At 49.0% G+C, this 12,298-nt stretch carries 11 protein-coding genes and 2 tRNA genes; 8 read left to right on the forward strand and 5 right to left on the reverse strand.

The features are described 5' to 3' along the window. Positions 1-11 precede the first annotated feature (11 nt). Positions 12-548 (reverse strand): DNA starvation/stress protection protein DpsA, encoded by a 537-nt coding sequence (gene dpsA, locus AC5JLP_RS16330; protein ID WP_496069354.1) that lies wholly within the window; start codon positions 546-548, stop codon positions 12-14. Positions 549-783: 235 nt separating this feature from the next. Between dpsA and AC5JLP_RS16335 the strand changes: the two genes are divergently transcribed. Together AC5JLP_RS16335 and AC5JLP_RS16340 are read left to right on the forward strand one after the other, a co-directional pair. After that, positions 784-1,161: an IS1/IS1595 family N-terminal zinc-binding domain-containing protein gene (locus AC5JLP_RS16335; RefSeq protein WP_496068989.1), complete on the forward strand. Its 378-nt coding sequence runs from the start codon at positions 784-786 to the stop codon at positions 1,159-1,161. Between the two features lie 148 nt (positions 1,162-1,309). Next, positions 1,310-1,576, forward strand: a complete 267-nt coding sequence (locus AC5JLP_RS16340; protein ID WP_496068990.1) for an Asr1405/Asl0597 family protein — start codon at positions 1,310-1,312, stop codon at positions 1,574-1,576. A gap of 295 nt (positions 1,577-1,871) precedes the next feature. On the opposite strand, the gene AC5JLP_RS16345 is transcribed toward AC5JLP_RS16340, so the two are convergent. Continuing rightward, positions 1,872-3,362: an MBOAT family O-acyltransferase gene (locus AC5JLP_RS16345; RefSeq protein WP_496068991.1), complete on the reverse strand. Its 1,491-nt coding sequence runs from the start codon at positions 3,360-3,362 to the stop codon at positions 1,872-1,874. Positions 3,363-3,647: 285 nt separating this feature from the next. Here AC5JLP_RS16345 and AC5JLP_RS16350 point away from each other — a divergent pair. From AC5JLP_RS16350 to AC5JLP_RS16365, 4 genes are all read left to right on the forward strand, one after another. Continuing rightward, positions 3,648-3,729 (forward strand) — tRNA-Tyr (locus AC5JLP_RS16350). 100 nt (positions 3,730-3,829) lie between these two features. After that, positions 3,830-3,901: transfer RNA gene (locus AC5JLP_RS16355), tRNA-Thr, on the forward strand. A gap of 278 nt (positions 3,902-4,179) precedes the next feature. Further along, positions 4,180-4,392 (forward strand): hypothetical protein, encoded by a 213-nt coding sequence (locus tag AC5JLP_RS16360; RefSeq protein ID WP_496068992.1) that lies wholly within the window; start codon positions 4,180-4,182, stop codon positions 4,390-4,392. A gap of 217 nt (positions 4,393-4,609) precedes the next feature. Further along, on the forward strand, positions 4,610-4,768 hold the full coding sequence (locus AC5JLP_RS16365) for a DUF3309 family protein (RefSeq protein WP_496068993.1): 159 nt from the start codon (positions 4,610-4,612) through the stop codon (positions 4,766-4,768). A gap of 587 nt (positions 4,769-5,355) precedes the next feature. On the opposite strand, the gene AC5JLP_RS16370 is transcribed toward AC5JLP_RS16365, so the two are convergent. After that, positions 5,356-5,616, reverse strand: a complete 261-nt coding sequence (locus AC5JLP_RS16370) for a hypothetical protein (protein WP_496068994.1) — start codon at positions 5,614-5,616, stop codon at positions 5,356-5,358. A 315-nt stretch (positions 5,617-5,931) separates the two neighbouring features. Between AC5JLP_RS16370 and AC5JLP_RS16375 the strand changes: the two genes are divergently transcribed. Beyond that, positions 5,932-6,273, forward strand: coding sequence for a hypothetical protein (locus AC5JLP_RS16375; RefSeq protein WP_496068995.1), 342 nt, complete (start codon positions 5,932-5,934; stop codon positions 6,271-6,273). 157 nt (positions 6,274-6,430) lie between these two features. Here AC5JLP_RS16375 and AC5JLP_RS16380 read toward each other — a convergent pair whose 3' ends face one another. Together AC5JLP_RS16380 and hmpF are read right to left on the reverse strand one after the other, a co-directional pair. Next, complete coding sequence (locus AC5JLP_RS16380) at positions 6,431-7,486, reverse strand: hypothetical protein (RefSeq protein WP_496068996.1); 1,056 nt, start codon at positions 7,484-7,486, stop codon at positions 6,431-6,433. 499 nt (positions 7,487-7,985) lie between these two features. After that, a complete protein-coding gene (hmpF, locus tag AC5JLP_RS16385) occupies positions 7,986-9,743 on the reverse strand; it encodes a pilus motility taxis protein HmpF (protein WP_496068997.1) in 1,758 nt (585 codons plus the stop codon). A gap of 1,197 nt (positions 9,744-10,940) precedes the next feature. Between hmpF and AC5JLP_RS16390 the strand changes: the two genes are divergently transcribed. Then, positions 10,941-12,272 (forward strand): response regulator, encoded by a 1,332-nt coding sequence (locus AC5JLP_RS16390; protein ID WP_496068998.1) that lies wholly within the window; start codon positions 10,941-10,943, stop codon positions 12,270-12,272. Positions 12,273-12,298: the final 26 nt, after the last annotated feature.

Raw genomic sequence — 12,298 nt, forward strand, 5'->3', positions numbered from 1 at the left:
ACCTGAATGAACTAATTCAACACTACCAGTGTGTCATGCGCCAGGAAGTGACCGATGTGGTAGGCTCGCTCCTCAGTTTTGAGCAAGATCTGCTCATACAGATAGCGAGTGGCCCGATCGCCCAGGCTTTCTGCCTGTGCCGCCTGACGACGAAGCACACCAATAATGGCTTGCTCTGCCGCCAAGTCATTCTCTAGCATCTGACGACAGCGGTAAATACCATCGGCTTCGGGTGTCACGCAACTCAGCTCTGCCAGCTTTGTAAAGCTAGCGGCGGGCACCCCTCCCAACCCATCTAACCGTTCACCAATTTCATGGACATGCTCTTGAACCGCTTCATAACTTTCGCTAAAGAATTCGTGCAGCGAATAAAATTCTGCGCCCTCAACAACAAAATGGTGCTTTTGGTACTGCAAATACAGAGCCTGAAAGCTTGCCAGAAGGATGTTCAAGCCTTCGCAAACTGGCTCAGTCGTCGATCGCTCCAGCAAGATAGGGTTGTCTGCAACCTGACCGAATGAGCGAATCAATGTTTGAACTTCAGACATCATGTCCTCCTTAAATGGCTAATACCCTGACGGCAACTCAAATCTACTATTCGTCACCTGACGCTATGACAGACATAATCATCAGATTCAACACTCATAAAGCGTATCAGATTTTTTAAAGTTCCTTATTCACCTTTTGGTTACTTTCTAACAAGAACTGAGAGTTTTTATCATCTGGTTTAACTTAAACCCTGTATGTAATTCTTTTGATCCAATAGCGCTGCACAGTGAATGTATGAAATGTCCTCGCTGCAATTCAACCAAAATTAATAAAAACGGACATCACCACGGCAAGCAAAATTACATCTGCAAGCAGTGTAGCCGCCAGTTTGTAGAGTTCTACAGCTCTAGGGGCTACTCCGAAGATGCTAGACAGATTTGTCTGCATATGTATGCGTCTGGCATAGGGCTTCGTGCGATCGAACGTGCTACTGGCATTAGTCATAACACCGTTATCAACTGGCTTAGACAAGCAAGTGCTGTTTTACCGGAAGCCACTGAAGCTGAAGAAAATTCAGATTCCGGCTCAAGCGTGGCTCATCTCAAACCGCTACAACCCATAAAAAAATTCAGCGAAAAAGGTAACGTTGCGTTTAGCCTGGATGCCTATTGATTGTTTTAATACAGCCACGAACGAGTTGTTCTAAAGGTTGAAATCATGACTGCATTGTGCAAACCCTTCTGAGCTTCCTATGCTTGTTTAAGCTAATCAGGAATTAGTTTTAATAAGGTACAACAAACAATTTTGTGGAATGATTAACATGGATTTAAACAATCTAAATTCTCAAGTAAATGAAATCATTCAGATTCAGTGCCAGGATCGTTGGCAGGTTTATCATCGGTTGCAAGAGTTGGAGATTGCCTGTTGGTGTAGCGGGTATCAGCCCTTAAGAGTGCAGGTTACAAGTGCTACAAAAGCCATTCAGGTCTGGAGTGTCGCACAGCATGCAACCCTATCCCGACACGCTCTGATACCGTGGCTAGAAGCCTGCTGGCAAGTGTGCAGTGCTTCCGAAACAGACGTGTAACGGCAATCATACCGTCTACCAATCTTTCGATTTGGTTATAGCGGCTTGTTGCTGTTGTTTGCAGAGCGTTCTTCCTAAGCTGTAGACCTGGTGTAATGGCTGTTTTGTAAAGAAACGTATCGGCTCTGCCCATTGGATGAGTTTGAGCGTTGGACGATCGCACTGCTCTGCTCAAGCTGCTTAGGAAAATGCCTTAAAAACGAGAAGCAAGCTACAGTTTACGAGTTTTCGTGGTCTACGAGGATTGTTGACCGCACGCCCCTATGCGAGACGATCGCAACATCTCAAACATCCTCTAAAAGTCAAAGTAAATGTAAGGTAGCGACCCCTTGGGTGCCAAAATCCAAACAGCAAACAGGCAGAGCGGCACCAGCATCAGCTTGACATGCCAATTGAGTTGGAGCTTGAGAGCACGATCGAACACATAGGCTGCACCCATACAGACCATCAGCACCCAAAGCAACAGCGCGATTTGCAGTAGCCCCAGACCGATCGCTTCTAAATAAACCTTTTGGGCAAACTGAGCATCGGCAGTATGCCCCCATAAACGCTGCACCACCAACCAGGATTCTTTGACATCCGGCAGGCGAAAGAAAATCCAGGTCGTGAACACCATGCTTTGAGTCAAAGCCCATGCGAGTACGACACCTGGTAGACTTTGCCATGCCCCTTCCAGCCAGGAAACCTGCTTTGAGAGCGCCTCAGTCAACCGATGCACAACCAGCGCTATGCCGTGTAGCACACCCCAGACAATGAAGCCCCAGGCTGCCCCATGCCAGATGCCCGCGATCGTCATGATAATCAGCAAGTTCAAGCAGGTACGCAGTAAGCCCTGCCGTGAGCCACCTAACGGAAAGTACAGATAATTGCGTAACCAGTCACCCAGCGTCATGTGCCAGCGTCGCCAAAAGTCTGCAATGCTGGTGCTGAAGTAGGGAAAATCAAAATTCTGCGGTAGGTCAAAGCCCAGCAGTATGGCGCTTCCTCGTGCCATATCCACGTAGCCGCTGAAATCGAGGTAAAGCTGTAGCCCATACGCGATCGTCGCCAGCCACAGATCGGCACTGCCTGCCCGCTGGAGGTTTTGAAAGCTAAGGTCAACCAAAACGCCGAGGTTATCTGCCAGCAACCCTTTTTTGACTGCGCCACAGGCAATGAGCCACACCCCTTCGACCCAGCGATCGACTGTCGGAAAGGTCTGTGTTTGCACCTGTGCTGCCAGCGGATGGTAGCGAGTGATCGGGCCGCTAATCAGCTTGGCAAAAAACAACTTGTACGCAGAGAAGTTAAGAAACTGATGGGCTGCGGGTGCCCCACGGTAAACATCCACCAGATACGCAATGCACTCAAAGCAAAAAAAGCTCAATCCTAAAGGCGCGATGAGATTCGATCGCGTCCACGTTGCATTGGCTTGCAGTGCTGTGTTGCCAGCTAGCGCTCCTATCGTAGACAGCACAAAAGGAACGTACTTAAAGCCCAGCAGCAGCAGCACATTGACTGCAATGCCCAACCAGAGCAATCGAAAGCGTTGCCGCTGCCAATCTTGCTGGGCAAACTGCCAGTCGTCATTGCGCCAGTCAGGCGGAACGGCGATCGCCTGTCCCAGTTGAAATGTTACCCATGTCCCAGCCAGCAGCAGTGGAATGTACTGCACCTGAAACGATGAGTAGAACACAATGCTGGCGGCTAGCAAGGCCCACATGCGGAGCCACTGCTGCTGCACCGACCAGTAAATGCCAATCACACTCAGCAGAAACAGTCCGTAGGCGATGGAAATGAAGGTCATGTGCGGGAAAAACGTGACGACAGTCGAAGCAAAAACGGCACAAAGAACAGGCAATGGCGTTGATTATAGTGAAGGTTTGTCCATTCGCACAGATTCCTTATCTAGCAGTCTTAAATCATGCGTGAAAAGCATGCTGTTCTCTCTTTCCAGGATTGACACAAAGTTTTGCAAAACCCAACGAATCCTCGTCGTTCAGCACACGCATCGCTTTGGTCATCGCTAAAATTTAATTAAGAGTGAATGTGGCCGTCCTGTTATGTTAGGATCTATAGCCATGGGAGAAGTGGGTCGATGCCCGAGTGGTTAATGGGGGCGGACTGTAAATCCGCTGGCTATGCCTACGCTGGTTCAAATCCAGCTCGGCCCATCCACGAACAAAGTTTTGGGCTTTGAGTTCTCAGTTTTGAGTTAACAAAGCACGTAGCTTTAACTCAACATTCAAAACTCGCAACTCAAAACTAAAGGTTGCCCGTGTGGCTCAGTGGTAGAGCACACCCTTGGTAAGGGTGAGGTCACGAGTTCAATCCTCGTCACGGGCTTAGGAACAGAAAGAAAAACGTCGTCTTGAGCGGAGAAGCTGCCTAAAAGCTTAGGCCAGATTGTTGTGGCGGTGAGACGAACGAGACTGTTCCAAGTCAGCTTGGAACCAGCGTAGGTGTAGCCAATGGCTTTACAGTCCGCCCCCATTTGACCCACAGTGTTAGAGGGTTGATGCAAGGGATACTGCCAAGTAAATAACTATTGGTTGATGCGGTGGTCGATACCAGAAACTAAAGTAGTAGAGTGACTAATCGATCGGATCGACGCTTAAACCAATATGGGCGACTTTCTACAGGCACTTGAAGCCAGCAGTAATAAGTACAGCCAAAAACTTGATGCTCTTTTGGAAGAGTGCAAGGGCTTAACCTGTCGAGGGGACTATGACGAAAAGCAAATGGCGTTGAATGCTTCTCTCGCTCTAGAGTTTGAAGCGATCATTGTTGACTACGAGACTTTAATCTCCAAATACAAGGAATTACACCAGCCGTGATGTGTTTTGCAAGGCATCTCTTCTACACGGTCTAAACGATCAAGTGGTTGGTCATGGTCGGATGCAACTGGTAGCGATCGATTGCTAAATTGCTGTATATGACAAGCTGTAATAAATCAATCTGTCATGCTGCTTCTGACCGTACTATATATTTTATGAGCAAAGGTCACCCACTTCTGATTAGACTCCTGTTAACAAAGAAAACTGAGAGGGCATTATGTCTTTAGGGACAATATTAATCATTATTCTGGTACTCGCTCTTTTAGGCGTTCTACCAATCTTCCCTCACAGCCGCAGTTGGGGCTATTATCCTAGTGGAGGGCTTGGTACAATTCTCGTCATTGTTATAATCCTCCTGCTACTGCGGGTGATTTGAAGTCGAACAACCTCCACTTTTTTCTTCCTCATCCAGCTATCAACCCGGCAGTAAAAGATCTAACAGCACCCTACACAATCAGAGCAGAATGCCAAACGATGTAGGGACAAACATTGCCGAGTTAATAAGTAGGAAGAGGCTCTAGTGATTGAGGCATAGTCACACACCTTGACAGACTAATGCTAACAACCTTGCTCTATGCAGCGATCTTTGGTTTGATGTTTGGTCGCGCTTAGCTTTCGTATCGTCTTGCTTGGGAGGCATTTGAAAGTAGTGATTGGAGATGATGATCAGCCTACACTGGCAAGAGCGGTACGTATTCAGCAAACTTTGCTGAATACGTACCGCTCTCACTCATACTGCTCTACCTCTTAGAAAGTCGCGTGGAGACAGGCATGTGAATGCATGAGCTTTGCAGTGCCCTGCTCCTAGGGCGCATCCTACACGCTTTCGGTGTCAGTCAAGTGAGAGAAACCATCAGTTACCGCGCGTTGCTGGCATGGTGCTCACTTTGACAGTAATGATGCTTGCGTCAGTAGGGCTTTTAGTCAGCTACACCTTCCAGGTTGGCGCTTAGCATCTGAGCTTCAAGCCGCGATCGCGCTTCTCCCTTTACCTTGATCAGCCAGCCGACGAAACTCTCGCTGCAAGCGATGCTCGAGCTTCGATGACCACTTAGGCACATCCGTGCGCTTGTGCCGCACGAGTAAGTAGGTCAATTGAAGGCTGAGCAAGCTTGGTACGGTTTCCACATGGACAGCATTGCCAGACTCATCTGCCAAAGCAAGGGCAATCTTGCCTGCCTTTCGATTAACGTCGATGACCTTGGTAATATATGGCGTTAACATTGTCTACCTCTGATGCCCTAACCTTCACTCAATGATATTTAGTTGACGTGGTTGTACCTCTGCCACAGGGGGAAACGTTCACCCGTCCATAGGCTGAGTCAATCACCGCAGTCGTTCCTGCTTTGTGCTGACAAGTTTACCGATTTAAAGAATGACGGCTACAGATCAATCAGTGGGTAGGGGCAAGGCATTGCCTTGCCCCTACAGGATGTGTCGCATTTTCAATTCAAATTGGCATTACTTCAGCCGATGCGATCGCGCAAAATGAGCTGCCGAATGGGATGATTGTGGAGGATACAAAGCGAGAGATTTAAGATGGCTTGGAATGTGCAGGTTTTAGAAATTACTGATGAACATGGTCATGGTATTGATAAATATCGAAAAGTCGCTAACTCAGATGATGAAGGTGAGCTACATCCGCTTTGTGAGCATCAGCATGACTCCATCGACGAGGCTAATCACTGTCCTGAAGCTTTAGCGAAAACGGTAGAAATTACGGGCATCCCAGACGGTAGCAACGCTGATCGTGCTGCCATGCTGGAAGCAGAAGCAGAACAAATGCTAACTGAAGCGGCGCAATTGAAGGATCAACACAAAGCCTCAAATACCTGGAACCGAGACACCGATAGTAGTGCGATCGCTCCGTCACTTTGGTAACGAAATTTTTGAAACGCTAGAGAAAAAACAGTCAATTTCAGGTCAGAAATAATTTCTGATTTGCCCTCCATTCAAGAGCGATCGATTAAGTCAGTCGATCGCTCTTGAATGGAGCTTTTATGCCGATTACTACGGCACTCTGCTATAAATACCGAACCTACTGCTGTTTTAACACCAAGCGTCCTTCATTAGTTTGAGCACCTTTACTTGCTTTCAAGCTGACTTCATACTGGGTTCCTGGCACAGCAAGGGTTGGCTTAAAGGAAACGCTAAAGTTTCCTTGAGCATCTGTCTGTACGTCTTGATTGAAAATGCTGCGATTTAAGCCCACTATCCCTACTACGGATGTTACCGCTTGGACACTCACATTGACCGTTGCACCTGGGGCGCTGCGTCCTTTTAGTTCCACAGAACCCTGCACTCGACTGTTATTTTGCGGGCTAATGATCTCCAGTGGTAGTTGGCTTGTACTCGTATCGCTGCCATTATTAGCTGTCAACGTTGAGTCAAGCTTGGCACGCACTGATTCTTGACCCAATTGTAACCTAGCCGTAACACTTGCATTGGAAGTCGGGAAGACATCTTGACGACGAATCACGTATCTGCCCTGATAGGTGCCAGGAGAAACTTCGTTTAAGGCTTGATTGTTCGTTACGCCTTCAATCGAGAACGTCGCTTTGGCACTAGGAGTGCCCACCAACGTAAAAGTCAACTCCGTGCCTGGGTCAAGCTGTTGCACAGGTTGGGCTGTAAAACTCTCAATCGCCACCGTTTGACCGGTACTGCTACCCGATGTTGGGTTTGTTGCAGTGGTTGAGACCAGAGGTTGTTGTAAGCGAATACTGCTAACACGACTATCCATCGCTAAATTTGCTCGCACAGTCGTGCTGTTAGAGAGGCTATCCTGACTGCGAATCGTGTAGCGTCCTTCGTAGATACCTGGCTGAACCTCTTGCATCGGTAGATTTCTCACCGTGCTACCGATCGTCAAGGTTGCTTTGGCATTTGGTGTGCCTTGTAATGTAAACACAAGCTCAGTTCCCGGCGATAGTTGCTTAACCGAATTAACCGAAAAATCATCGATCTGCGGGGTGCCAGTCTGTTGAGCAACTTGAAACGGAGCGGCAGACTGGGCTTGTACAACCTCTGGTAAAACCGCGATCGTACTCAGTAATGCCACTGCTACAGTGGTTGGGAAAATATTCAGCTTCATAGAGCTTCTCATTCTCATTGGGTTTTTCCTCTGAGCGTTTTTGCTTTCTTCGCTCTAAACCCTAGACGAAATGATTGACACATGCGGTCTATCGTATGTTACAGACTGTGATCTCTCAAAAGAATGATTAATTGAAACGGATTGATATGTTTCTGTTGCCGTCAAGTGGTGCTGGCAATGAAGATAGTGCCAATCCCTAAGATAAAGACAACCTGTAACAGCCTTATTCACCACGATTGCCGAAAGCGACATTCCTATACATACAGGACTTACGCAGTTGCCCCCTAAATTCCCCAATTCGGGGGGACTTTAAGTGCTTGCTCTCCCAAAGTTGGGGGCTGAGGGGCAGTTTTGCAAGAATTTGCGTAAGTCCTGACCCTGTGATCGCTACTCGCATCATTAGCTACGATCTTTACTCTAGCAACTCTGCTTTACCGCTTCGAGCAATGCTTTTGGTTCACCCTCACGCGATCGCGCACTAACCCAACTATAAATGTCATTAGGACGCAGCGAGTTCTGGGGTGCTGGTGAGGTTGGCGAGAATTTGGCGCATTTCGGCGATCGCTTGGCCTTGTGAGTCTCCTGTTTCCTGAAATTGAGCCATTGAGCCTGCAATGCCTTCCAAGCGTTGACGCAAGCCGTCTACATTATCTTGAATCGGCTGGAGTAGTTCCTGGTAGAGGTTGACGCGTCCCCAGGTTTCAGCGGCAGCAGAGCGACGATCGAGCAGGGTTTGCTCTAGCTGCTTCAGTTCGTTGCGCTTGTTTTCCTGCTCTGCGGCCTGGTTGTTGACCATGCCTTGCGCCTGGTCGATCGCGCCGCGCATTTGCTCAATCTGGCTTTCCAGCTTTTGCAATTCGTCGGCTTGCTGCTGTCGTTGGGCTTCAATCTGGCTTAAGATCGGCCCTAGATCGATGTCGTTTTCCGGCGGGCTGGCATCGGCATTACCCTGACGGCGCAACAGAACGTTACGGTGCTGGCTCAGTAGTCCTTCGCGTTCTCGCAGGTTACGTCGCTGACCTACCAGGGTTTCGTTCAGCATCTGGTAGCCGTCACGTTCGTCAGCCAGTTCGTTTTCCAGGTTGAGGCGATCGTACTCGTTGGCAGCCTGAATTTTTGCCTGTAATTCATCGATTTCTTGCTGCTTATAGCGCAATTCCTCTTCCTGGCTTTCGACAAACTGCGACAGTTTTTGCAAATCACGCTCCAGATCGCTAACCAGCTTTTGCAGGTCGTCGATCGAGAGCTTCTCCAACGCCTCAACATCGACCTTTTGACCAACGTTGACTTTATCGGAACTGTCTGCAAGCCCATAAAGCTGCTGGTGCAAATCCTCCTGGTTTTGAATCTGCACACCCAGCATGCGGGCGTACTCCTGCCGCACGTTTAGCGATGTTTGCTGCACCTTAAGTTCTGCGCGTCCTTGCTCCAAAGATTCTTGCGCTTGGTTCCAGTCTTGCCAGCGTTGTTCGATCTCTTGCGTCTGGCGATCGGCATCTCCCTGTAGCTCTTGAGCGGTAGAACGTTGCTGCTCTAAGTTCTGCCACTGCTGGTTCAGAGTATTTTGTTGCTGAGCGAGAATGTCTAATGAGGCGTTCAACTGCTCTCGCACGGCGTCGGTGGGTGGTACGGCACCGGCTAAACGGTTCAACAACTCATGGATCGTGCGTGCCTGTTCGTCATCCAGAAAGGCGGTTTGCTGAAATTCTGCCTGCCGTTCTTCTAGCCGACGCATTTCGCCGCGTAGATGATCCCACGCCCCTTCGAGTTCTTGCCGATTGCGTTCAAACTCGTCTCGCTGTTGAGTAAACTCATCCCGCAGCGTTTCTACTTCCTGGCGCTGCTGCTCTAGCTGCTCAAAGTCATCTTCCATCTGCTGGAGCTGTTCGCGCCGGGCTTCCATCTCCATTTCCCGACGGTTCAGTTCCTGACTCTGGTAGGTCAGCGATTGCTTCCACTGCTCAATTTCTTCTTCTTGCGTTTTAAACTTTTCTTGCAGTCGTGAAAAGTTTTGCAGAATGCTAACCAACTGTCGCCCTGCTTCCTGGACGCGTTGCACTTGCTTGTTTGCTGTTAGATCGACCAGTACCAGCGCGCCGCCATTGTAGTTGTTTGCTTCTTCGCAGCCAACAATTTCTTCACCAGGCACAGCGCTCCAGCTTTGTTCAGATCGCTGGCAGGCGAGCAGCTTTAGCTCTGCTTTGCCACCGCCCAGCAAGCCACCACTTTTCTTTTGTACTTCTGCGAGATACAGCACGCTGATAATCCTCTTCTGTGTCTGTGCCTAAGCTTGATCGCGTTTACGGTCTTCAATTAACGGTCTGTTCAAAACTCGTTAGACCTAGTGTAGTGAGACAACCCCAGCAAGACAATCCTTGCGGCAAATTGCGATCGTACACACCTGTTTAGTTACCGTTTTATCGACGCCTTAACGTCAGCGTCTTGACAGCTTCGTATTTTGACTGCCGCAACCACTCCAGCGCTTGATTCGGGTGCTACTTCATTCCGCAACTACGGGAAGCACTCTGACGAGCGGTATCAATTTATAGTTCCATATCAAGACACTTAACGCTCAACCAAACACTACCGTTACTGAACCTGTTCGCCTGCCTCTGCGGGTTACTGCGCCTAACCTGGTTGAAGTCATGATGTCCGCCTGTGCTGCAAACGCTGCTGGCAGGTCGTCATCTTCCAAAGCTCACGCTAGAGTCGCTAAGAACCCCCTGAATGTAAGCATAGAATTGAGCAACAGAACGCACATCGAGAATAGCACTGCGCTTCAGGCAGAACGCCCACATTCACCCTGCTATTCTAAGCCAGACTCCTGGTTCAGTCTGCTAACCTTCTTTAAAACTTGCCCAAATTGAACATCGATCGCACCCCTTAACAAAATTAAACCGAGTGTGATAGAACCTGGCAACGGCAGCGCGCTGTCAATGTCAGCCAGCGACAACATACTGAGTTAAGCCCTAAGCAGAGACTTAATCAGAGAGCTAAAGCTGGTTCGATCGCGGCTTCTTACCTGATGCTGATCGCGTCCGCGCTCAGACCACGCTGGCTGAGACACTTCAATCGGTTTGGCATTTGCTGGATTCTAATCTAGCACTGCTGTAAGCAATGACGTAAAGAAATGTAAAGCGATTCGCATGCGTGCGGCGTGGTTGTCAAGCCAGGTTGCTTTTGTACCATTGTGTAGGAAACCTACGCCGCCACGAGAGGCTGCCCTAAACCTTTAAGCGCGATCGTGCAGGAAGAGATTTCAACCACAGAATAAACTGAGAGATTCTATTGATAAACGTGTCAGGGGGAGTATAAAAGTTGTATCAGCCAGCGCATACTGGCACATCAGAAAAGGCTGGCACATCAGAAATTCTTTGCCAAGCAACCACTGCTTTATAGAAGATGCCTGAAGCGAGACGGGTTTTCAAGCGTTTGAGGAGAAGGCTGGAGTTTCATGCAGGGTAAGTTGAATGAAATTGACATTCGCAGCATTCTGCAACTCATTGAGTTGGGGCAGCGGACGGGTGAACTTTTTGTCGAAGCCTACCCGTCGCAGCCGAGTGGAATGGGAAACCCTGGTGTCGTGTATGTGCAGGATGTCCGCACGTCCAAAGCCCTGGCAGAACAATATTGGTTTGTCTTTTTTCTCAATGGGCAGATTGTCTATGCGACCGATCGCTCGACCAGCCTGTCGCGGCTGTCAGATTACCTGCGCCGTTACAAAGCAGAGGCAACGCTCAACAACCTGGTAGTGCCGTCTGCTAATACAAATGCGTTGGAGTATGGCTACTTGTGGGCACTGCTTGAAAAGCATACGCTGACCCCCGCTCAAGGGCGCAACATCATTCAGAACATGGTGCATGAAACGCTGTTTGACCTGCTGAGCTTGCATCAAGGGTCGTTTATTTTTGAACTGGGACCAGCTTTGTCACCGCAGCTAACGACGCTAGAAATCACGCCGCAGTTGGCAAAGATCATGACGCAGGTGCAGGAATGGAAACAGTTTCATCCGCACATTCAGTCCCCTGACCAATGCCCCGCGATCGCAGACGTTAGCACCCTTCAGGAAGCCCTTTCTAAGCGCACTCTGGCAACCTTAGATCGCTATGCAGACGGTAAAACATCCATTCGCCAAATTGCGCGCTATCTCAATCGAGATAGTTTGACTGTCGCACGGGCAATCTATCCTTATGTGCAGAAAGGCGTGATTCAACTGATTTATGCTGCTGCCAACGAAAACGAGGCTAGTGGCTTTAAGCTAGTGCGTTCCAAGGAGTTTAGTGTGCCTGCGTCACCTAGACCGTTGCGGGTGGTTTGCATTGACGATGGTGTGACCGTCCGTGAGACTGTAGAGCACATTCTGCAACATCATGGCTACGAAGCAACGGTGATCGGCAACCCCTTAGATGCTTTGAGTCTCGTCTTCCAACTCAAACCAGACTTGATTCTTTGCGATATTGCCATGCCAGAGCTAGATGGCTATGAGATCTGCGCCATGCTGCGGCAATCGACCGCCTTTCGCCAACTGCCGATCGTCATGTTAACGGGGAAAGATGGATTTATCGATCGTGTCAAAGCCAAAATGGTTGGTGCTACAGACTACTTAACCAAGCCCTTTGGTGAAAGTGAGCTTTTGATGTTAGTCGAAAAATATATTGGTGTTGGTATGCCGCAAGGTGACTCACTCCATCCTCCACAAGCGAGTCGGGCACTGGCGAAGACAGGAGAGGATGGGTTAAAAAATGAGATGACTGATGCCGATTCGACTTCATCCGCATCCATTTAGTGACAGATTGACGATACTTTAGCAGC

It is taken from the genome of Stenomitos rutilans (assembly GCF_059505485.1).